At 60.5% G+C, this 19,856-nt stretch carries 21 protein-coding genes and 1 tRNA gene; 11 read left to right on the top strand and 11 right to left on the bottom strand.

Annotated features, from left to right (window positions below; translation table 11 throughout):
• Nucleotides 1-22: 22 nt before the first annotated feature.
• The 7 genes from pheS to BTW08_RS17540 form a co-directional block, all read right to left on the bottom strand.
• The gene (pheS, locus tag BTW08_RS17570; protein WP_075563796.1) at nucleotides 23-1,042 is read right to left on the bottom strand and encodes a phenylalanine--tRNA ligase subunit alpha; all 1,020 of its coding nucleotides are present in this window, start codon (nucleotides 1,040-1,042) and stop codon (nucleotides 23-25) included.
• Nucleotides 1,043-1,201: 159 nt separating this feature from the next.
• Complete coding sequence (gene rplT / locus BTW08_RS17565; RefSeq protein ID WP_075563795.1) at nucleotides 1,202-1,552, bottom strand: 50S ribosomal protein L20; 351 nt, start codon at nucleotides 1,550-1,552, stop codon at nucleotides 1,202-1,204.
• Nucleotides 1,553-1,588: 36 nt separating this feature from the next.
• Complete coding sequence (rpmI, locus tag BTW08_RS17560) at nucleotides 1,589-1,783, bottom strand: 50S ribosomal protein L35 (RefSeq protein ID WP_071230088.1); 195 nt, start codon at nucleotides 1,781-1,783, stop codon at nucleotides 1,589-1,591.
• Nucleotides 1,784-1,876: 93 nt separating this feature from the next.
• On the bottom strand, nucleotides 1,877-2,416 hold the full coding sequence (infC, locus tag BTW08_RS17555) for a translation initiation factor IF-3 (RefSeq protein ID WP_075563794.1): 540 nt from the start codon (nucleotides 2,414-2,416) through the stop codon (nucleotides 1,877-1,879).
• 21 nt (nucleotides 2,417-2,437) lie between these two features.
• Nucleotides 2,438-4,351 carry a threonine--tRNA ligase gene (thrS, locus tag BTW08_RS17550; protein ID WP_075563793.1) on the bottom strand — a complete coding sequence of 638 codons (1,914 nt, stop codon included), beginning with the start codon at nucleotides 4,349-4,351 and terminating at the stop codon, nucleotides 2,438-2,440.
• 307 nt (nucleotides 4,352-4,658) lie between these two features.
• Nucleotides 4,659-5,540 carry an OmpA family protein gene (locus tag BTW08_RS17545; protein WP_075563792.1) on the bottom strand — a complete coding sequence of 294 codons (882 nt, stop codon included), beginning with the start codon at nucleotides 5,538-5,540 and terminating at the stop codon, nucleotides 4,659-4,661.
• 399 nt (nucleotides 5,541-5,939) lie between these two features.
• Nucleotides 5,940-6,422 (bottom strand): DUF2489 domain-containing protein, encoded by a 483-nt coding sequence (locus BTW08_RS17540; protein ID WP_075563791.1) that lies wholly within the window; start codon nucleotides 6,420-6,422, stop codon nucleotides 5,940-5,942.
• A gap of 304 nt (nucleotides 6,423-6,726) precedes the next feature.
• Between BTW08_RS17540 and BTW08_RS17535 the strand changes: the two genes are divergently transcribed.
• Nucleotides 6,727-8,181, top strand: a complete 1,455-nt coding sequence (locus BTW08_RS17535) for a DASS family sodium-coupled anion symporter (RefSeq protein WP_075563790.1) — start codon at nucleotides 6,727-6,729, stop codon at nucleotides 8,179-8,181.
• A 107-nt stretch (nucleotides 8,182-8,288) separates the two neighbouring features.
• Here the strand turns inward: BTW08_RS17535 and BTW08_RS17530 are convergent.
• Nucleotides 8,289-8,365, bottom strand: a tRNA-Pro gene (locus BTW08_RS17530).
• 243 nt (nucleotides 8,366-8,608) lie between these two features.
• On the opposite strand from BTW08_RS17530, the gene BTW08_RS17525 reads away from it, so the two are divergent.
• Together BTW08_RS17525 and BTW08_RS17520 are read left to right on the top strand one after the other, a co-directional pair.
• Complete coding sequence (locus BTW08_RS17525) at nucleotides 8,609-8,977, top strand: CidA/LrgA family protein (protein ID WP_075563789.1); 369 nt, start codon at nucleotides 8,609-8,611, stop codon at nucleotides 8,975-8,977.
• Entirely contained in the window at nucleotides 8,974-9,702 is a 729-nt protein-coding gene (locus BTW08_RS17520; RefSeq protein WP_075563788.1) for an LrgB family protein, read from the top strand. The genes BTW08_RS17525 and BTW08_RS17520 overlap by 4 nt, the downstream gene beginning before the upstream one ends.
• A 91-nt stretch (nucleotides 9,703-9,793) precedes the next feature.
• On the opposite strand, the gene BTW08_RS17515 is transcribed toward BTW08_RS17520, so the two are convergent.
• Together BTW08_RS17515 and kdsA are read right to left on the bottom strand one after the other, a co-directional pair.
• Nucleotides 9,794-10,369, bottom strand: a complete 576-nt coding sequence (locus tag BTW08_RS17515; protein ID WP_210403272.1) for an HAD hydrolase family protein — start codon at nucleotides 10,367-10,369, stop codon at nucleotides 9,794-9,796.
• Nucleotides 10,369-11,214, bottom strand: a complete 846-nt coding sequence (kdsA, locus tag BTW08_RS17510) for a 3-deoxy-8-phosphooctulonate synthase (RefSeq protein ID WP_075563786.1) — start codon at nucleotides 11,212-11,214, stop codon at nucleotides 10,369-10,371. Before kdsA ends, BTW08_RS17515 begins: the two co-directional genes overlap by 1 nt.
• A 159-nt stretch (nucleotides 11,215-11,373) precedes the next feature.
• Between kdsA and BTW08_RS17505 the strand changes: the two genes are divergently transcribed.
• The 8 genes from BTW08_RS17505 to modC all read left to right on the top strand — a co-directional run bounded on the left by BTW08_RS17505 (nucleotide 11,374) and on the right by modC (nucleotide 18,583).
• Nucleotides 11,374-12,753: an AlkA N-terminal domain-containing protein gene (locus tag BTW08_RS17505; RefSeq protein WP_075563839.1), complete on the top strand. Its 1,380-nt coding sequence runs from the start codon at nucleotides 11,374-11,376 to the stop codon at nucleotides 12,751-12,753.
• Entirely contained in the window at nucleotides 12,750-13,334 is a 585-nt protein-coding gene (locus BTW08_RS17500) for a methylated-DNA--[protein]-cysteine S-methyltransferase (protein WP_075563785.1), read from the top strand. The genes BTW08_RS17505 and BTW08_RS17500 overlap by 4 nt, the downstream gene beginning before the upstream one ends.
• An 82-nt stretch (nucleotides 13,335-13,416) precedes the next feature.
• Nucleotides 13,417-13,812, top strand: coding sequence for a DUF2946 domain-containing protein (locus tag BTW08_RS17495; RefSeq protein ID WP_075563784.1), 396 nt, complete (start codon nucleotides 13,417-13,419; stop codon nucleotides 13,810-13,812).
• Nucleotides 13,813-13,996: 184 nt separating this feature from the next.
• Nucleotides 13,997-15,391, top strand: a complete 1,395-nt coding sequence (locus BTW08_RS17490; protein WP_075563783.1) for a PepSY-associated TM helix domain-containing protein — start codon at nucleotides 13,997-13,999, stop codon at nucleotides 15,389-15,391.
• Between the two features lie 79 nt (nucleotides 15,392-15,470).
• A complete protein-coding gene (locus BTW08_RS17485) occupies nucleotides 15,471-15,854 on the top strand; it encodes a winged helix-turn-helix domain-containing protein (RefSeq protein ID WP_075563782.1) in 384 nt (127 codons plus the stop codon).
• A 90-nt stretch (nucleotides 15,855-15,944) separates the two neighbouring features.
• Nucleotides 15,945-16,736, top strand: a complete 792-nt coding sequence (gene modA, locus BTW08_RS17480; RefSeq protein WP_075563781.1) for a molybdate ABC transporter substrate-binding protein — start codon at nucleotides 15,945-15,947, stop codon at nucleotides 16,734-16,736.
• A gap of 12 nt (nucleotides 16,737-16,748) precedes the next feature.
• Nucleotides 16,749-17,462, top strand: a complete 714-nt coding sequence (gene modB / locus BTW08_RS17475; protein WP_075563780.1) for a molybdate ABC transporter permease subunit — start codon at nucleotides 16,749-16,751, stop codon at nucleotides 17,460-17,462.
• A complete protein-coding gene (gene modC, locus BTW08_RS17470) occupies nucleotides 17,459-18,583 on the top strand; it encodes a molybdenum ABC transporter ATP-binding protein (RefSeq protein WP_075563779.1) in 1,125 nt (374 codons plus the stop codon). Before modB ends, modC begins: the two co-directional genes overlap by 4 nt.
• Nucleotides 18,584-18,973: 390 nt before the next feature.
• On the opposite strand, the gene BTW08_RS17465 is transcribed toward modC, so the two are convergent.
• Nucleotides 18,974-19,600, bottom strand: a complete 627-nt coding sequence (locus BTW08_RS17465; RefSeq protein WP_246837790.1) for a TetR family transcriptional regulator C-terminal domain-containing protein — start codon at nucleotides 19,598-19,600, stop codon at nucleotides 18,974-18,976.
• Between the last annotated feature and the right edge of the window lie 256 nt (nucleotides 19,601-19,856).

The following is a 19,856-nucleotide window of genomic DNA, read 5'->3' as shown; positions in this document are numbered from 1 at the left end:
ACTCCTTGACTGGGCGAGGACATCAGTTGAACTGACTCAGAAAACGCAGATCGTTATCGAAGAACAGGCGCAGGTCGTTGACGCCATAGCGCAGCATCGCCAGCCGCTCCGCCCCCATGCCGAAAGCGAAGCCGGTATAACGTTCGGCATCGATCCCCGAATGTCGAAATACCTCAGGATGAACCATGCCGCAGCCCATCACTTCCAGCCAGCCACTGTGCGAGCACACTCGGCAGCCGTTGCCCTGGCACATCACGCACTGGATATCGACCTCGGCAGAGGGTTCGGTGAAAGGGAAATAGGAGGGCCGGAAGCGCACATTCAGATCGTCGCGCTCGAAAAACGCCTGCAGGAAATCCGCAATGGTGCCCTTGAGATCGGCGAAGCTGACCCCTTCATCGACCAGCAGACCCTCCACCTGATGAAACATCGGCGTGTGAGTCAGATCGGAATCGCTGCGATAGACGCGCCCGGGACAGACGATACGAATCGGCGGTTCCTGGGACTGCATGGTGCGCACCTGCACGGGCGAGGTATGGGTGCGCAGCAGCCGCGTGGCATCGAAGTAAAAGGTATCCGCCATCCCGCGGGCCGGGTGATGCGCGGGAATATTGAGCGCTTCGAAATTGTGAAAATCATCCTCGATTTCCGGCCCGACGGCGACCTCGAAACCGATGTGCTGAAACAGCGACTCGATCCGCTCCAGCGTCCGCGTCACGGGATGCAGGCCACCGTTGACCTGGCCTCGCCCCGGTAGGGTCACATCGATGCGCTCGGCCTCGAGCCGACTCTGCATCGCGGCTTGCTCGATGATCTGCCTGCGCTGTTCGAGCTCACGCTGCAGGGCCTGTTTGGCCTCGTTGATCCGTTCCCCGGCGGCAGGGCGCTCCTCCGCAGACAGCTGCCCTAGCCCTTTGAGTAGCGCTGTAATCTCGCCTTTCTTGCCCAGAAAGCGAACACGCACCTGATCGAGTACCTGGGCGTCTTCAGCGGCGGCAATGGCCGCTCTCGCCTCGTTGACCAGGGCAGGAAGATGATCCATCCGTCGAGCTCCGCTTGTGATTCATGGCGCAGCGCCGTCGGTCACGAACGACGCGGCGATACGATATAAAACCTACGCTAAAAAAACAGGGGAAGAGCAGCTGCTCTTCCCCTGGATCGGTCATGCGACTCGTCACCCCGTAAGGTGAACTTGACTCGCTTATGCAGCTTTGGCTTTCTCGACAAGCGCCGTAAAGGTCGCTTTCTCGTGAACGGCCAAATCAGCCAGCACCTTACGGTCGATTTCGATGCCGGCCTTCTTCAGACCTGCCACGAAACGGCTGTAGGACATGCCATTAATGCGGGCCGCCGCATTGATACGCGTGATCCACAGAGCGCGGAACTGGCGTTTCCGTTGGCGGCGGTCGCGATACGCATACTGACCGGCTTTGATGACGGCCTGTTTGGCTACGCGGAAGACACGCGAACGCGCTCCATAGTAACCCTTGGCCTGCTTCATGATCTTCTTGTGACGACGACGTGCGACGACACCACGCTTGACGCGAGACATAGTTTTCTCCTGACGTTAAAGACTGACTACCAAGTGTTACAGATTGGGCAGCATGCGAGTTACGAGCTGCTTGTCGGCAGCGTGTACCTGCTTCATGCCACGCAGCTGACGCTTACGCTTGGTGGACTTCTTGGTCAGGATGTGACTACGAAAAGACTGTTTGTGCTTGAAGCCGTTACCAGTCTTCTTGAAGCGCTTAGCAGCGCCACTGTTACTCTTGATTTTCGGCATGGGAAAAACTCCACTCCGCTTTTTTTAGAAAACCCGAGGCCGGAAACGGCGGGCGCCATTCGCTCGCCGTCTCCCGTTCGACTTGCCCGCGGATCACTTCTTCTTGGGCGCAAGAATCATGATCATCTGTCGGCCTTCCATCTTAGGGAAGGATTCGACAGCGGCCAGCTCTTCCAGGTCGGCGGCAATCCGTTCCATCAGTCGACGACCGATGTCCTGGTGTGCCATTTCGCGACCGCGGAAACGCAGCGTGACCTTACCCTTGTCGCCACCTTCGAGGAAACGTATCAGGTTCTTGAGCTTCACCTGATAGTCACCCTCGTCCGTACCAGGACGGAATTTGACTTCCTTGACCTGGATCTGTTTGGTCTTCTTCTTCTGAGCCGACTTCTGCTTCTTCTGCTCGAAGAGGAACTTGCCGTAATCCATGATCTTACAGACGATAGGATCGGCATTGGAAATCTGGACGAGATCCATTCCGGCTTCCTCGGCGCGCTGAAGAGCCTCCTGCATGGGAACGACTCCCAGCTGCTCGCCCTCGGCGTCGATCAGGCGAACTTCGTCTGCATGAATACGGTCATTAATGGGCGCGCGCTTTTCCTGAGGGCGCCCGCGCTGATTATTACGCTTGATCGTTAGATCTCCATTTGGCGATTAACGTTGCTGCTCCGGCTGATTGGCCTGCTGAAGCTGCGCTAGCAGCGCATCGACAGTCACAGATCCTAAATCCTCACCGGACCGGGTACGTAATGCAACGGCACCCGATTCGACTTCCTTATCACCAACAACCAGCAGATAAGGAATCTTCTGCAGCGTATGCTCGCGGATTTTAAAGCCGATCTTCTCATTCCTCAAGTCCGACTCGACCCGAAAACCGGCTTCACGCAAGCGTTTGGCAAGATTTTCGGCATAATCACGCTGTGCATCCGTGATATTGAGCACGACAGCCTGGACCGGGGAGAGCCACAAAGGCAAGGCCCCCGCGTAATGCTCGATCAAAATACCGATGAACCGCTCCATCGAGCCGACGATCGCCCGGTGCAGCATGACCGGCACCTGACGAGAACCGTCCTCGGCGACGTACTGCGCGCCCAGACGACTGGGCATCATGAAGTCGACCTGCATGGTACCGACCTGCCACTCGCGACCGAGGCAGTCTTTCATGTGATACTCGATCTTCGGGCCGTAGAACGCGCCTTCGCCGGGCAGTTCCTGCCACTCGACGTCGCAGTTGCCCAAGGCGGCCCGCAACGCCTCTTCGGCACGGTCCCACGTTTCATCGCTTCCGAGACGCTTTTCCGGCCGGAGGGCGATCTTGACGGCGATGTCCTCGAATCCGAAATCGCCGTAGACCTTCAGCGCCTGACGATGAAACGCCGTGACTTCGGGCTCGATCTGGCTCTCGGTACAGAAAACATGACCATCATCCTGCGTGAAGGCCCGAACGCGCATGATACCGTGTAATGCGCCCGAAGGCTCGTTTCGATGGCAGCCGCCGAACTCGCCGTAACGAATCGGCAGCTCGCGGTAGCTTCGCAGACCGGAATTGAAGACCTGGACATGGCCCGGACAGTTCATCGGCTTGAGCGCGTATTCACGCTTTTCCGATTCGGTGAAGAACATGTTGTCGGCGTAATTGTCCCAGTGTCCGGATTTCTTCCATAGCGACACGTCCATGATCTGGGGACATTTTATTTCTTGGTAGCCACTACGCTTGTAGACGCCACGCATGTACTGCTCGACAGCCTGCCAGAGAGTCCACCCGCGAGGGTGCCAGAACACCATCCCCGGGGCCTCTTCCTGCATATGGAAGAAATCGAAGCGACGAGCCAGCTTGCGATGGTCGCGTTTTTCCGCTTCTTCGAGGCGCAGCAAGTAGGCTTTCAGTGCCTTCTTGTCGCCCCAGGCCGTGCCGTAAATCCGGGTCAGCATCGGCTTCGAGGCATCTCCACGCCAGTAGGCGCCTGCCAGCTTGGTCAGCTTGAAGGCTTTCAGGTGGCGCGTGTTCGGCACGTGTGGGCCGCGACACATGTCGATATATTCCTGGTGGTGATAGAGACGAATCGTCTCGCCTTCAGGGATACTCTCGACGATTTCCTGCTTGTAAGGCTCGTTTCTTGACGCGAAGGTAGCCAACGCTTGCGATCGACCCACGTACTCCCGAACGACCTCGTACTCCTGATCGATCAGCGACTTCATCCGCGCCTCGATTGCTTCCAGATCCTCGGAGGAGAGAGAGGTTTCGAAGTCGATGTCGTAGTAGAAACCATCGTCGATCACCGGGCCAATCGCCATCTTGGCGCCCGGGTACAGCTGTTTGATGGCGTGCCCCAGCAGGTGCGCACAGGAGTGGCGAATGATCGCCACGCCTTCGTCGTCTCTGGCGGTCAGGATAGCCACTTCGGCATCGCGATCGATGATATCGGCAGCATCGACTTCAACCCCGTCGATCTTGCCGGCAATACACGCCTTGGCAAGACCAGGACCGATGGACTCGGCCAACTGCATGACCGTCACGGGTTCTTCGAAAGTTCTCTGACTGCCGTCAGGCAGTGTCACAATAGGCATGAAACATTCCTTACGTTCAGTGGTGGTCCACACCAAGGATCACATGAACTCGTTTATGAAGCAGAAGCACCACTTGTCACCGGTTCGCATACGGGCGAACCCACTGTTGCTCGAAAGATGCCGTTTCGCGTGATATGGCAGTAATCGCGAAAACGTAGATTAGCAACGAGAAAACGCCTTCGCCATCGCTGGCAAAGACGCCGATTTCCAGCACTATTTTCTCTTGCCAAACCAGTTTTCTTTTGCCCAATAATAAGGGCGCCCGAAGGCGCCCTCATCATCACATCAACTACGTGTAGTGGAAAGCTTACTTCCACTCACCCAGTTCGACGCGACGGTTCTGAGCACGACCTTCAGCAGTGTTGTTGCTGGCGATCGGCTGCTCTTCACCATGACCAGTGGTCTTGATGTTGTCGCCGGAGAATCCTTTGTTAACCAGGTAGGATTTCACGGAGTCCGCACGACGCTGTGACAGATCCTTGTTGTAGGCTGCTGAACCGACGGAGTCAGTGTAGCCTTCAACGCGGATGCGCAGCTTGTCGTTGGTCATCAGCTTGTCGGAAACGCCATCCAGAATGGATTCTGCGCTGGAAGTCAGCTTGGCGGAGTCGAACTCGAAGTTGACGTCGCGAAGGACGACATCTTCTTCACAACCCAAGGAGTTGACTTCGGCACCGGCCGGGGTGTTAGGGCACTGGTCCTGATAGTCCGGCACGCCGTCACCATCGGAGTCCAGCGGGCAGCCCTGAGCGTTGACTTCAACGCCAGCCGGGGTTCCCGGACATTCGTCCATGTAATCCGGCACGCCGTCACCATCGGTGTCGAGCGGGCAGCCAACAGCGTCAACCGCTACGCCAGCCGGTGTGTTCGGGCACTGGTCACGATCGTCCGGCACGCCGTCGCCGTCGCTGTCCATGACGTCCGAAGAGTAATCGGCACACAGCAGAGCACCGGCAGTTGCACCAGCAACGCCGCCAATCGCAGCACCAGTATCTTCATCGGAGCTGCCGCTAGTTGCGTAACCGACACCGCCACCGATCAAACCGCCGGCGATACCGCAGACGAACGGGGACTGATACCAAGCTTGGTCGGACGAGCTACCAGTAGATTCCATACCGGAACTGGCACAACCAGAAAGACCGACTACCAGAGCAGAACCTAGTAGCAAGCCAGTCGTTGATTTTTTCATGTAAGACTCCTTCTTAACACAGCGCTAGTCGTAACGGGCGTTACCCAGCGGCTTCGAGTATAGAAGCCGAATTCGCCAAGAGGAAGGGGTCCCTCCCTCCTGATAACAAAGAAAACTTTGGCTGGCGTCATCAACACCGCTATGAACGGCGGTCAATGCCCCTTGCCTCTTTCCTTTGCAGCTCCGCAACAGCATTATCGATTCCAACCCGAGATACAAACCGGTGTCGGGAAACACTGTTCTGTTTTAGCACCATTTCCCAGATTGGCAAAGCGGATTAGCGAAAACTTTGCACTTTTTCTTTATGCCTCCGCATTTTGAAACCCGCATTCCCGTGGCGAGATAGCTCCTGCCACCCAGATCCATGAACCCATTCTTCTCGGATGCCGGAAGCGATTTTCAACGAATAACGGCAGACCCGCTGCGTCCTTTCCACTCTCGACAAAATTGCCGAAGCTCGGTCGCTGCGAGATTCAGCCGATGCTCGTGGCGCTGAGCCATTTCTTCTCGCTGGCGATCCTCGCGATGGCGTTCACGCGGAGACAGCTCGCGGCGGGCCTGATGGGTATGCAAATGTTCGGCTTCGGCTTGCACTTCAGCGAGCACCCGCCAGGCTTCACGGTCGACGAGGCGATTATCGATGATATCGAGCAGTACCTTGCACCGTAACGCCCCTTCCACCAAATCCACCTGACGCTCCGTCATCGCTTGCGACAACGCGTCCAGACTGTCGATGCAGTTCTGATTGGCACGATCGATTTCAGCGACTCGAAGCGCTCGCCGGCGCTTGACCTCGCTCCACAGCCGCCAAGCATAGATCGAGAGCGCGGCGATGATCACAAGGGCGAGAATCGCGAATCCGGCTACGTAGGGAAACGACATGACAGTCAACGCCACCTTATAAGGGAAAATGTTCGACCGCGGTCAAAGGTTCGAGACCAAAAGGGTAACAGCATCTCGAATAGCTCACCTATTTCTGCTTCTGCCACCTAATCCGTGAACGTTGATCCACGAACTATGAACATAGCGAAGACAGCTCCAACGCAGGAATGCAAGGCACCGCCAGATCGGAGAATGTGCGGCCGCCTTATCGATTAGACCAAAGGCTAAGATACGACACCATCAGGGCGCCTACATCTTAAGTAGAATAGACAGGACTCAAGCCACCCGAAAAGGAATTCACCTGATGGCGGAAGCTACAGATCAAGCGCCAAGCGCCCCGTCGATGGCCGCGCGCATCGGCCTCGTTCTCGGTCCGATCTGGATTATCCTGACACAGGTCTTGCCGGCACCAGCCGGCATGGAACCCGCCGCCTGGCACTGCGTCGGACTGGCGCTATTGCTGGCGACCTGGTGGGCGACCGAGGCCATCCCGATCCCGGCGACCTCGCTACTTCCCATTCCGCTGGCGCCCGCGCTCGACATCGCCGAGCTCAAGGGTACTGCCGCCAGCTACGCCAACCCCACGATATTCCTGTTCCTAGGCGGCTTCCTGCTGGGGATCGCCATGCAGCGCTGGAATCTGCATCGCCGTATCGCGCTGCGCATTCTCAACGTCGTCGGCCAGAAACCCAAGCAACAGATTGCCGGTTTCATGCTGGCGACGGGGTTCATCAGCATGTGGGTTTCCAACACCGCGACCGCCATCATGATGCTGCCGATCGGCATGTCCGTGGTTTCCCTGTTCGCCAGCGCGGATTCCGGCGAGGTCAAACGCTACGCTACCGCCCTGCTGCTGGCCATCGCCTACTCCGCCAGTATCGGGGGTATCGCCACGCTGATCGGTACGCCGCCCAACGCCATTCTCGCGGGCTACCTGTCGAGCGAACAGAATATCGAACTGGGTTTCGCGCAATGGATGATCGTCGGGCTGCCGGTCAGCATCGCGATGATGGTTGTCGCCTGGTGGTGGCTAACCCGCGGCGGCTTCAAGTTGAAGCTCGACGACGGCAGCGGCAATGTCATCGGCGATGAGCTGGCTAAATTGGGCAAGCTCAGCGCGGCCGAAGCCCGTGTCGGCATCGTCTTTCTACTGGCGGCCCTGGCCTGGGTAACTCGTCCGCTACTCAACGACTGGGGCGTCGAATGGCTTTCCGATACCTCTATCGCTCTGCTGGCCGGTGTCGCACTTTTCCTGATCCCCAGCGGCAATGAGCGCCACCGCCCGCTGTTGCTGTGGGAAGACGCCAGGGACCTGCCCTGGGGAATCCTGCTGCTGTTCGGTGGCGGCCTCGCTCTCGCCAGCACCATCAGCGGCTCCGGGCTCGCCGACTGGATCGCCAATCAGCTGAGCGTGTTTGGTGCGCTACCGTTGTTGTTGCTGATCGGAATCGTGGTACTGGTGATCATCTTCCTGACCGAACTGACATCCAACACGGCAACGGCCGCTGCCTTCCTGCCGCTGCTCGGCGCACTGGCCATGTCGCTGGGCGTCGATCCATTGCTGATTACCGTGCCGGCCGCCATCGCCGCCAGCTGTGCATTCATGATGCCGGTAGCCACACCCCCCAACGCCATCGTCTTCGCCACCGGACACATGAAGATCCAATCGATGATTCGAGCCGGCTTCCTGTTGAATATCGTGGGCACGGTACTGGTCACATTGATCGGGATGGGCCTGATCGAACTGCTCTGGCTATGATTCGGATCGATCCACGACCTGCGGCCTAGCATCCCTATCGAAAGCGCCTGAAAAGTCGACACAAAAAAAATGGCCATCAGACAATGTCTGATGGCCATTTTCATATTTGGTCGGAGCGACAGGATTCGAACCTGCGACCTCTGCAACCCCATTGCAGCGCGCTACCAAGCTGCGCCACGCTCCGGTTTCGATCAGTCGCCGAAGTTCGGTCCCTGCGAAACGCTGCGTATACTACCTTGCACCCCGAGAAATGAAAAGCGCTTCTTAAGGCTTTTTTTTCAATTGCTTGCGAAGGCATGCGGTTCCGCGTCCGGTCAATCCGGATACGGCTTCCCTATCGCTTTGATGATTTGCAGCGAGCCTCGTCTCCTGCTGGAGCCGCAGGTACAATTCATCAGCGCCAAGACCAAAGTCTAAGGATACTGCCATGGCACTGATCATCGGGATGAGCATTCTGCTCGGCTGCCAGTTTCTCGGCGAGATCATCAGCCGCGCCCTCGCGCTCCCCGTTCCCGGGCCGGTTCTGGGCATGCTGATTCTGTTGATCGGTCTGATGATACGAGGCAGCGTTCCCGCCAGCCTACGGACGCCGGGCGAAGGGTTACTCAAGTATTTGACGCTGCTGTTCGTCCCCGCCGGCGTAGGGCTCATCCAGCATTTCGGTCTGATCAGCCGGGAATTCGGGATTCTGATCATCACGCTGATCGTATCGACATCGGTGACCCTTCTGGTGACCAGTCAGATTCTGCAGCGTATCGCCAGCAGAACCAAACCCTCTCGGGAAGGCAAGACATGAACGGTTTGGGCCTTGCACAGGTCTGGGTCTATCTGTCCGCCAGTCCGCTGTTGCATCTATTCGCCACCCTGCTGGCTTTCATCGTGGCCACCAGGATCAACCGCTGGGCGGGCGGAACTCCGCTTCTGCATCCGGTCATCGTGGCCATCGCCCTGTTGATCGGATTCCTGCTTCTGACCGACACGGACTACGCCACTTATTTCGACGGCGCTCAGTTTCTGCACTTTCTACTCGGCCCGGCAACCGTTGCACTGGCCATCCCGCTCTACGATCATCGCGAACGCGTGCGTCGCATGCTATGGCCCATCGTTATCGGCACCCTGGCCGGCGTGGTGACCGCAGTGATTTCTGCCGTCGGCATCGCCATGGTTCTGGGGGCCGAGCCCGAAACGGTGCTGTCGCTGGCACCCAAATCGGTCACGTCTCCGATTGCGATGGGGATTGCCGAGAAAATCGGAGGGATTCCTTCGTTGACGGCCGGGCTGGTGCTGCTGACCGGCGTGGTGGGGTGCATCGTCGGGCCGTGGATTTTCCGACTGACCCGGATCACGGATCCCACCATCCAAGGCTACTCGATGGGGCTGGCAGCCCATGGCTTCGGCACGGCCTACTGCTTCGCCTCCATCGGCGCCGTGGCCGGCGCCTTTTCGGGATTGGCAATGGGCTTGTCCGGCCTGGTCACGGCCTTCGTGCTGCCGGCCATGGTTCATCTCTTCGGTTTCTGAGAGTCCGCCGTCAGGAGACGACGCCGGCTGACGACGGCTTCACGACCGCTTACCGCCAGCGCTTCGCACTACTGATCACCAGCCGCGCGCACTACTGAACAATGCCATGCAGACCGTGACCGTCATCCAGCATGTGCGCGTACATGTCGGCCAGATCCAGCCCCCGCGCGAGCAGCAGGTCCTCGGCGATCTCGCGGGCGACGCCACGGCCGCCGTTGGTTTTCATCACGTGATCGGCGGCGGCGAGAACCAGAGGATGCGCATCGGCCGGCGCGTAGGCCGCGGCGACTTCCCGCATCACCGGAATATCGATGATGTCGTCCCCCGCGAAAGCGATACGATCCGCAGCAATGCCCTGCTCCTCGGCAATCTGACGAATGGCCTCGAGCTTGTGGCTGAAACCGATCTTGATCACGTCCATGCCCAGCTGTGTCGCTCGGGTGATCAAGGGTCGACTCGATTTGGCCGACAGTACACCGCTCTTGATACCGTGATGGCGCAGCAGGCCGACTGCGACGCCGTCGCGGACGTTGAACGGCTTGAGCGCTTCCCCTTCCGGCCCGATCAACAGCGTGCCATCCGTCAGCACCCCATCGACGTCGAACAGCACCAGCTCGACACGATCACGACGATCCGGGCGCGCCATCACTCGATCTCGGCTTGTCATCACTCGATCTCTAGCGGGGGCAGACTCTTGATCAGATCATCGACCGCCTTGACCTGAGCCAAGAACGGCTCGAGCTTGTCCAGCGGCAATGCACTGGGGCCATCGCAACGCGCATTGTCGGGGTCGGGATGCGCCTCCAGGAAAAGCCCGGCGATGCCCACGGCCATTCCGGCACGCGCGAGTTCCAGAACCTGCCGACGTCGACCGCCCGACGCTTCACTGGTCGGATCGCGGCGCTGAAGGCTATGCGTCACGTCGAAGATCACCGGCGCGTTGCCGCTAACGTCCATCATTTCCCGGAAACCCAGCATATCGACGACGAGATTGTCGTAACCGAAGCAGCTGCCGCGCTCGCACAGGATCACCTGCTCGTTACCGGCTTCGGCGCACTTGGCGACGATGTTCTTGACCTGGCCCGGGCTCAAGAACTGCGGCTTCTTGATATTGATCGGCTTGCCCGTCCTGGCCATGGCAACCACCAGATCGGTCTGGCGCGCCAGGAACGCCGGTAACTGAATCACGTCCGCGACATCGGCGACCGCCTGTGCCTGTTCTATCTCGTGCACGTCGGTGATCACCGGCACGTCGAATTCGCGCTTGACCGCCTCGAATATCTTCATCCCTTCATCGAGCCCGACACCCCGGAAGGAGTGAATCGAGGACCGATTGGCCTTGTCGAAAGAGGCCTTGAAGACAAAGGGAATGCCGAGTTTTCGCGTCACTTCGACGAAGGCTTCGCAGGCCTTCAACGTGCTGTCCAGATCCTCGAGCACGTTGACACCGCCGAACAGAGTAAACGGCGAATCATTGGCTACGGATAGCCCGCCTACCGATACGGATTTCATCGAGTTTCCTCATTTCGGCCCATAAAATACAACTTTCCACGTCCCGCCAGCTTAGCGAATTCGCTTCGCGGATGGGAGTATCATTGAGTGCCGGATCCGGCCAGCCAATCCGTGGTCAGGCGTTACAATGGCTTCGAGACGATGATCAGGACGCACGCCATGCTCGATCCACGACAGTGCCGAAGTGCACGCCTGGCCCGCGACGCCCGCTTCGACGGTCAATTCTTCATTGCCGTCAGCAGCACCGGGATCTTCTGTCGTCCCATCTGCCCGGCGACGCTCCCACAGGAACGCCACGTGCGCTACTTCGAGTCGGCGGTGGCAGCGTCCAGCGCAGGTTTCAGGCCGTGTCTACGCTGCCGACCGGACAGCGCCCCGGATTCTCCCGCCTGGATGGGCACCAGAACCACGCTGACGCGAGCCACACGCCTGATCGACGACGGCGCGCTGCAGAGCGGCAATATCACCACGCTCTGCGAGAGGCTGGGGATCGGTGAGCGCTATCTGCGCCAGCTTTTTCAACAGCGTTTCGGCGTATCGCCCAAGGCCTACTCCCTCTACCGCCAGTGTCTGTTCGCCAAGAAACTGCTTCACGAAACGACCCTGCCGGTAGCCGATATCGCCCATGCCAGCGGGTTCGCCAGCCTGCGCCGCTTCAACGACGCCTTCAAACGCCAGATGTCGCTGACGCCTTCCGCTATCCGACGCCGTCGTAGCCAACCCGGTGCCGCACTCAACCTGAAACTGGCCTACCGCCCGCCTTATGAGTGGGAACGGCTACGCCATTTCTACGCGCTTCATCTCATCGAAGGTCTGGAATGGGTAGGCAAAGGCTCGTTCGGCCGCACGATCCGCTACGGCACGACGACCGGTCACTTCGAGGCCGTGCACGATCCCGAGCACCATCAGTTCGACGTGACGCTAGAGCTCAGCGAGCTAGGCGATCTCAACGCAATCGTTCGCCAGATCCGCCGCATGCTAGATCTGGATGCCGACACCCGCACCATCGAAGATCATCTGCGGCAGTCGGTCCCCGGGATGGCACTGGCCGAGGGCCTGCGTCTGCCGGGCGCATGGCACGTGTTCGAGGCCGGTATCCGCGCCGTCCTGGGGCAGCAGATTTCGATCGCCGCCGCCAACCGGCTGATCCAGCAATTGGTCGATCGGTTGGGTGAAGTCGACGGCCATGGCCACCGACGCTTTCCCACCGCCGAGACCATTGCCGCCAGCGATCTGAGTTTTCTCAAGTTGCCCGGCAGTCGCCGCGACACCGTTCGCCGGTTGGCAACTGCCTACGCCAGCGGGGAGATCGGGGATGATCCTCATCATTGGCTCTCGCTCAAGGGCATCGGGCCCTGGACGGCCAACGTGGTCGCCTTTCGCGGCAACGGCGATCCGGATGTCTGGCTGGACGGCGATGTCGGCGTGCGCCGCGCACTCGCCGCCATGGATGCATCAGTGCCGTCGCCGATCGACACCGCTGCCGCCTCGCCCTGGCGCAGCTATCTCACCCTGCAACTGTGGAATCAGATCCTATGAAACGCTTCTCGCCCCTCGATGATCCACGCCTTCCGGCCCGCCATGAAGACTACGTCCAGATCTATCATCCGCCGGCGTCGATCCCGCTCGGTCCCATCGTGATACGCGCAACCGATCGCGGCCTGACCTGGCTGGCATTTTCGGCAAGCAGCGATATCACCGAGCACCCCAACGCCATTACCGAGCGCTGCGCAGAGCAGCTCGAAGCGTATTTCCGAGGTGAGCTGACCGCCTTCGATCTGCCTCTCGCACCACGTGGCACCGAGTTCCAGACTCGCGTTTGGCAGGCGCTTCAAGCCATTCCTTTCGGCCACACGCGGAGTTATCGCGACATCGCCGTCGCCGTCGATGCGCCGCTCGCGGTTCGGGCAGTCGGTGCCGCGAACGGACGCAATCCGCTGTCGTTGATCGTGCCCTGCCACCGGGTCATTGGCAGCAACGGCAAGCTGACCGGTTACGCCGGCGGCGTCGACAGAAAGCGCTGGCTGCTCGAGCACGAGCGAGCGAAAGTCGAGACCGTGTCGGCCCGACAGGACTTCACTTTGAGCGTGACGTCGGGTGCGACCTGGGGTGCGACATAACCCCACACCCGGCCAGACAGGATTGGCGACAAAACCGCCAACGGGTAGAGTCGCGGACTGACGATGGCGTCCTGGAACGGATATGACGCATTTCTGGCACCGCTGGTACCGCCCGCTGACCGCGCTTGCGCTGTTCGCCATGCTGATGGCGTTCACCGGGCCGTTGATCAGCCAGATGCAGCGGTTGATGGAGATGCCGACCGGCGGCATGACCGAGATGGCCCACCAGGGCGATGCCGGGTCTCACGGCCACGATCATCCCCGGGCAGTCGGTGATGCCCAGTTCGTCCACCACTTCGACATGGCCGCGTGCGGCTATTGTGAGCTCTTCCTGCATGCCCCGGGGATCGAACCACCTCGAGTGATGCCCCCGGTGACGCCGCCGCCAGCGGCTCGCCCACTGCTGGCGATCGAAACGTCGCCGTCCACTGCACCGGTCTACCCCCGCTACGCCTCGCGAGCACCGCCCCGAGCCTGAATCCACTCGTCTCTCATCGCCGCTGCCTGCCGTCTCGCGAGATAGAAATCTTCGCGACCGGATTCCCCGAGACTGCATTCTTCGAGATTGCAGTTTCGTGGGATGCATGGCCGGCGACGTTCCGTACGCGCTCGATGCTTCGGCATCCTGGCGCTGCATACTGGCTCAGGCTTGGAGTTCCACCATGGACACCGCTCCCCCGGCGGCCGATCGCCGCACGTCTTCCGCATGGGTCGCACTGATCATGCGCCTTCATTTTTACGTCGGCCTTTTCATCGGCCCTTTCCTGCTGGTAGCCGCGCTCTCCGGCATTGCCTACGCGCTGACCCCGCAACTCGAGAACTGGCTCTATCACGACGCCCTGACTACGCAGAGCAGCGGCGAAGCGCAGCCACTGTCACGCCAGATCGAGGCCGCGCAGCAAGCCGTTGACATCGCTTCCCCGCCCGCGGCCGTTCGGCCCGCACCAGAAGCGGGGATGACGACACGGGTGATGTTCGGCGGCGATGACTACGGTGCTTCGGGACATCGCGCGCTGTTCGTCGACCCGGTGACGCTGGAGATCCGAGGCGACATGCCGGTCTACGGGACCAGCGGGGTGTTACCGCTGCGCACCACCATCGATCAGTTCCATCGTAGCCTGCTGCTGGGCGATGTCGGCCGTCTCTACAGCGAGCTGGCGGCCTCCTGGCTGTGGATCGCCGCGCTGGGTGGCGGCTTTTTGTGGTGGCAGAGACGACGCGCCGTGCGGCGGGCGAACGGACCGCAGCGCTTGCGCCAGCGTCATGCCACCCTGGGGGCCTTCGCGCTGATCGGGCTGCTGTTCTTCTCCGCCACGGGATTGACCTGGTCTCAGTGGGCCGGCGGCAACATCGCGCAGCTGCGCCATGCCTGGGGCTGGGGCACGCCCAGCGTCTCCACCGATCTGGCCGGGCATTCCGGCTCGGCGCAAAACGCCGATCCTCACGCCGCCCATCATGCCGCGAAGCAACACGCCGGGATGGACATGACCGACGAAACGGCACGGTCGCTGGACGACTTCGACCAAGCCCTGCATGCAGCCAGAGCCGCCGGCATCGATGCCGACAAGATCGAGATCGTGCCGCCGGATTCGCCGCAGAAGGCCTGGCAGATTCGCGAGATCGGCCGGGAATGGCCGACCCAGGTCGATCAGGTCGCACTGGACCCGCAGACCTTTGCCGTTACCGATCGAACCGACTTTGCCACCTTCCCGCTGGCCGCCAAGCTGACCCGGTGGGGGATCGATCTGCACATGGGGGTACTGTTCGGACTGGCCAATCAGTTGGTGCTGGTCGCCTTCGCTGCGAGCCTCGCGACACTGATCTGCTGGGGCTACGTGATGTGGTGGCGTCGGCGAGCCACGGCTTCCCGCGACACGCAGACGCTGACCGCGCTCTTCCGGCGCATGGGACGACGGTCCCAGATCTGCACCATTCTCATCGCGCTGGCCTGCGGCTACGCGCTGCCGGTAATGGGAGCCAGCCTGGCGTTGTTCGTGATCGTGGACTGGCTGCGCTGGCGATTCGGCACCTACCGCGAAGTCGCGCAGACGGCGTGAACCATGGGCCCAAGGCGAGCGTCTGTGTTAAAACGAGCCCGTGTTAAAATGAGAACCTCGCCACCACCATGATGCCGCCATGACCCGAACGCACCACCCGTCGCCGCGATTTCAACTTCGTCTGGTTGTCGACAAGGAGATCGTGATCGGCCCCGGCAAGGTCGAGCTGCTGGAGGCGATCGGGCGGCATGGCTCGATCGCCGCGGCGTGCCGGGAAATGGGATTGAGCTACAAGAAGGCCTGGCAGCTTCTCGAGACCATGAATCGCCATCTCGCTGCGCCGGTGATCGATACCGTCACCGGCGGTACCCAGCGCGGTGGCGCCACGCTGACCGCTCATGGCCACGCGCTCATCGAGGAGTACCACCGGCTAATGGCCGATCTGGCCTGCAATCGCCACGGCGAAGCGCTGCTTAATCATCTCTCCCCCCGGCCTCCGGCCGAAGAAAACGGCGCCGACTGATAACCAGCCCTCGGTTTTTCTGTCGACCAATGTATCGCCTGCGTCTATAGTGACTTCCCGTTATTTCCATTCAGACATAGCGAGAAATCCATGACCTCTCCGGCCCATCGAATTCAGCGCCACTGGCTGGCAGCACTCTTTTTCCTCCCGGTTGCGGCCCATGCCGGCGATTCTGGAGCACAGGTCCAGGTCTACGCCGCGGCTTCGATGACCAATGCCATGGACGACGCAATTGACGCTTATGAAGCCGATCATGACGTCGATATCGTCCCGGTCTACGCGTCGTCGTCGACGCTGGCGCGCCAGATCGCCAGCGGCGCGCCGGCCGACATCTATATCTCCGCCAATGAACAGTGGATGGACTGGCTCGACGACCAGCACGTAACGCTCGGCGAGCGCGTAGACCTGCTCCGAAACCGGCTGGTGTTGATCGCGCCTGCGCAAAGCGATATCCAGACATTCACTCCCGGCGGCGACACCCCGATCGCGTCGCAGCTCGAAGACGGCCAACGCCTCTCGGTGGGCGAGACCAGTCATGTGCCGGCCGGCATCTACGCCAAGGAGGCGCTGCAGTCGATCGGCGAATGGAACGCGCTGGAATCGCGCCTCGCCAACGGCGACAATGTGCGCGCTGCCATGGCGCTGGTCGAACGTAGCGAAGCGCCGCTGGGTATCGTCTACGAAACCGACGCCAAAGCCAGTGACAGAGTCAAGGAGGTCGGCGTTTTCCCCGACGACAGTCACGATCCGATCACCTATCCCCTCGCCGTGGTCGACCCGCAGCCGAGCGATGCGACCCAAGCGTTTCGGCAATGGTTGACCGGCGATGATGCGCTCTCGATCTTTTCCCGCTACGGGTTCACCCCTGCGAACGCCGACTGAGTCACAATCCTGATGTTATTCGAGTCGATAGCGCTCTCCGATGCCGAATGGCAGGCCATTACCCTAAGCCTGAAGATCGCCGGCAGTGCGGTCGGCTGGATTGTGCTTCCCGGCATCGCCGTCGCCTGGCTACTGGCGCGCCACAAGTTTCGTGGCAAGGCCCTGCTCGACGGTCTGCTTCATCTGCCGCTGGTGCTGCCGCCGGTCGTGGTGGGCTATCTGCTGCTGCTATCGTTGGGACGCAACGGCTGGCTGGGCCAGTGGCTCTATCAAGGCTTCGGCCTGTCGCTGCCCTTTACCTGGCAGGGCGCCGCGATTGCCGGCGGCGTGATGGCGTTTCCGCTGCTGGTTCGCGCCGTGCGGCTCTCGCTCGAAGCGGTCGACCCCAAACTGGAAGCGGCCGCCGGGACGCTGGGCGCCAATCGCTGGCGCGTACTGTTCACGATCACGCTGCCACTGGCGATACCGGGACTGTTGACCGGGACGGTGCTGGCGTTCGCCCGGGCGCTGTCGGAATTCGGCGCCCCCATCACCTTTGCCTCGAACATTCCCGGTGAAACGCGCACCCTGCCGTTGGCGCTCTACACGTTGATCCAGACTCCCGGCAAGGAAGCCGCCGCGGCGCGCCTGTGCGTGCTGTCGATCGTGATCGCCATGCTCTCGCTGATGGCCTCGGAATGGCTGGCTCGCCGGGCACGGCAGCGTCTCGAGGAGCGTGATCGATGAACGATGTTTCGCATCATCACGCCTACGGTGCGAGCGACAGCAACGCCCTGGCCTGCCGCGTTTACAAGCGCTTGGGAGATTTCGATCTGGATGTCTCGCTCGCAGTACCCGCCAGCGGAGTGACCGCGCTGTTCGGCCAGTCCGGCAGCGGCAAGACCAGTCTGTTGCGATTGATTGCCGGTCTCGACCGCCCGGATGACGGATACGTCCGGCTCGGCGAGCGTACGCTGAGCGATATCCAGCAGAAGATTCATGTACCGATTCATCGACGCCAGCTGGGCATTGTGTTTCAGGAAGCGCGGCTATTTCCGCACTACCGCGTTCGCGGCAACCTGACCTATGGCATGCCGCCGGCCGCTCGCTCGCGCTTCGACGATCTCGTGACGCTGCTGGGTATCGAACCGCTTCTGGAACGTTTGCCGGGGACGCTGTCCGGCGGCGAGGCCCGTCGCGTCGCCATCGGTCGCGCCCTGCTGACTCAGCCACGAATGTTGCTGATGGACGAGCCCCTGACCGGGCTGGATGGCGAGCGCAAGCAGGAACTGTTGCGTTATCTCGTGCGGCTGACCCGGGAGATCGACATCCCCGTGGTCTACGTCAGCCACGACACTGCGGAAATCGTCGCGATCGCCGACCATCTCGCGCTGATCGAACAGGGACGGCTGGCAGCTCATGGACCATTGGACGAGCTGATGATGCGGCTCGACCTCACCGATCGGCTGGGCGGCTTCGATGCCACCACGCGGCTGAGCGCCAAAGTCGTCGATCACGATCACCGCTATTCGCTGACACGGGTCACACTCGATGACGGCCAGACGCTACGCATCCCCGCGGTCGACCAGCCTCCCGGCACGTCGATACGTCTCAGCGTCGGCGTCCGTGATGTGGCCCTGGCACACGCCATGCCCCGGGGCACCAGCTATCGCAATGGTCTCGACACTACCATCGAGGCGATTGAGCCATCGCCGCAAGAGCCCAGCGCCAACGAAGTTCGGCTGATTTTCGGCCGCCAGCGGCTTCGCGCCCGACTCACTCGCCAGGCTTGTGACGAAATGCAACTCGAAGTGGGCGATTCCATCGTCGCGCTGATCCGAAGCGTCGCGTTCGACTCCCAATTATAGTCTACAAAACAATGACTTGAAGAAAGCTAGCTAGCGAACTAACAAGCAGGCGTATCACTTTGTAAATTAACGGTTTTTAGCGGATTTCCGGTTCGCTTTGTCGATCCCGAGTCGGCTACACTGGCAACGGCAGGATGCCGCTGCGGCAAGGAGGCACCTTCACGGATGATACGCACTCGCAAGGAGCGCGTTCAGGGATCGACAGCAGTGCAACAGGACGTTGCCGGCCCTCAAGGTTGAGACTCGACAGGAAGTCGAGCGCGAAGGGACTCGCATCCGAGTTTGAATCAGTGATTATGGTCTTCGCGTTTCTACCCCATCATTTTTCATTCTATCTTCCTTCCCGTATCGATAGTCGTCGCCTCTCGCCAATACCGATCAACGGTCCCGTTAACGCGCCCCGCACCCCTTGATGATGACCTGACAGAGGAAGTCGCTGGCCGACTGGAAGTCCTCTTCTCCAAGCTCGTCGCGAGGCGTGATGCCGACGATCTGGGTTTCGAAGTCCGCGTAATGCTGGGTCGCCGACCAGATCAGGAATATCAGCCAGACGGGATCCACCGGATCCATCAGACCGCGCTCCGCCCACTGACGGAAAACCCGGGTGCGTGCGTCCATCCATTCCCGCATCTCGTCGAAGAGCGATTCCTTCAGAAACGGCGCCCCCTGAAGTATCTCGTTGGCGAAAAGCCGTGAACTCTGGGGATGGGTCTGACTCAGCCGCATCTTGCTGCGAATGAAGGACTCGAGCACTTCTGCCGGGGAATCATCGACATCGATATCGCTCAACATCTCGTTCCACCGCCACATCGTGCGTTCCAGCAGCGTGACGTAGAGCCGTCGCTTGCTGCCGACGTAATAGAGAACGTTCGACTTGGGAATGCCGGCCGCCGCCGCGATCGCCTGGATGCTGGCGCCACGATAACCGTGCCGGGCGAAGATGGTTTCCGCAGCCTCGAAAATGCGCTGCTCGTTACGCTCCCGAGCCGTGGTTTCGGGAAGATCGTGATTATCCACCTGAGCTCCTTGCACACATCTATCTGCACACATCTATCAAAATGAAATCGCCCGCTCCGGGACGCGCCCTAGTGGTCCACGGTGCCGATGCTATGCTGAATCGGGTGGGTTGTCTGCCGGCGGGTCGGTTCAGACGCTGGTAGAGAGCACTTGCCATCGCGGCTGGAATCGAAGACGCTGTTCAAAGTTGACCGATCGGTCAGGATTTTGACGAACCGCTTTCTCGCATTGACCAAGACAATGATAACGACGGGTC

Source organism: Salinicola sp. MH3R3-1, assembly GCF_001937155.1.
Taxonomy (GTDB): domain Bacteria; phylum Pseudomonadota; class Gammaproteobacteria; order Pseudomonadales; family Halomonadaceae; genus Salinicola; species Salinicola halophyticus.
The sequence above is the reverse complement of the archived record's forward strand: the minus strand, read 5'-3'. Positions and strand labels throughout refer to the sequence as shown.

Bases quoted from the DNA above. Each gene is read 5' to 3' on its own strand.
- pheS (WP_075563796.1), bottom strand. From the start codon at position 1,042: ATGGATCATCTTCCTGCCCTGGTCAACGAGGCGAGAGCGGCCATTGCC.
- rplT (WP_075563795.1), bottom strand. From the start codon at position 1,552: ATGTCTCGCGTCAAGCGTGGTGTCGTCGCACGTCGTCGTCACAAGAAG.
- rpmI (WP_071230088.1), bottom strand. From the start codon at position 1,783: ATGCCGAAAATCAAGAGTAACAGTGGCGCTGCTAAGCGCTTCAAGAAG.
- thrS (WP_075563793.1), bottom strand. From the start codon at position 4,351: ATGCCTATTGTGACACTGCCTGACGGCAGTCAGAGAACTTTCGAAGAA.
- BTW08_RS17545 (WP_075563792.1), bottom strand. From the start codon at position 5,540: ATGAAAAAATCAACGACTGGCTTGCTACTAGGTTCTGCTCTGGTAGTC.
- BTW08_RS17540 (WP_075563791.1), bottom strand. From the start codon at position 6,422: ATGTCGTTTCCCTACGTAGCCGGATTCGCGATTCTCGCCCTTGTGATC.
- BTW08_RS17535 (WP_075563790.1), top strand. From the start codon at position 6,727: ATGGCGGAAGCTACAGATCAAGCGCCAAGCGCCCCGTCGATGGCCGCG.
- BTW08_RS17525 (WP_075563789.1), top strand. From the start codon at position 8,609: ATGGCACTGATCATCGGGATGAGCATTCTGCTCGGCTGCCAGTTTCTC.
- BTW08_RS17520 (WP_075563788.1), top strand. From the start codon at position 8,974: ATGAACGGTTTGGGCCTTGCACAGGTCTGGGTCTATCTGTCCGCCAGT.
- BTW08_RS17515 (WP_210403272.1), bottom strand. From the start codon at position 10,369: ATGACAAGCCGAGATCGAGTGATGGCGCGCCCGGATCGTCGTGATCGT.
- kdsA (WP_075563786.1), bottom strand. From the start codon at position 11,214: ATGAAATCCGTATCGGTAGGCGGGCTATCCGTAGCCAATGATTCGCCG.
- BTW08_RS17505 (WP_075563839.1), top strand. From the start codon at position 11,374: ATGCTCGATCCACGACAGTGCCGAAGTGCACGCCTGGCCCGCGACGCC.
- BTW08_RS17500 (WP_075563785.1), top strand. From the start codon at position 12,750: ATGAAACGCTTCTCGCCCCTCGATGATCCACGCCTTCCGGCCCGCCAT.
- BTW08_RS17495 (WP_075563784.1), top strand. From the start codon at position 13,417: ATGACGCATTTCTGGCACCGCTGGTACCGCCCGCTGACCGCGCTTGCG.
- BTW08_RS17490 (WP_075563783.1), top strand. From the start codon at position 13,997: ATGGACACCGCTCCCCCGGCGGCCGATCGCCGCACGTCTTCCGCATGG.
- BTW08_RS17485 (WP_075563782.1), top strand. From the start codon at position 15,471: ATGACCCGAACGCACCACCCGTCGCCGCGATTTCAACTTCGTCTGGTT.
- modA (WP_075563781.1), top strand. From the start codon at position 15,945: ATGACCTCTCCGGCCCATCGAATTCAGCGCCACTGGCTGGCAGCACTC.
- modB (WP_075563780.1), top strand. From the start codon at position 16,749: ATGTTATTCGAGTCGATAGCGCTCTCCGATGCCGAATGGCAGGCCATT.
- modC (WP_075563779.1), top strand. From the start codon at position 17,459: ATGAACGATGTTTCGCATCATCACGCCTACGGTGCGAGCGACAGCAAC.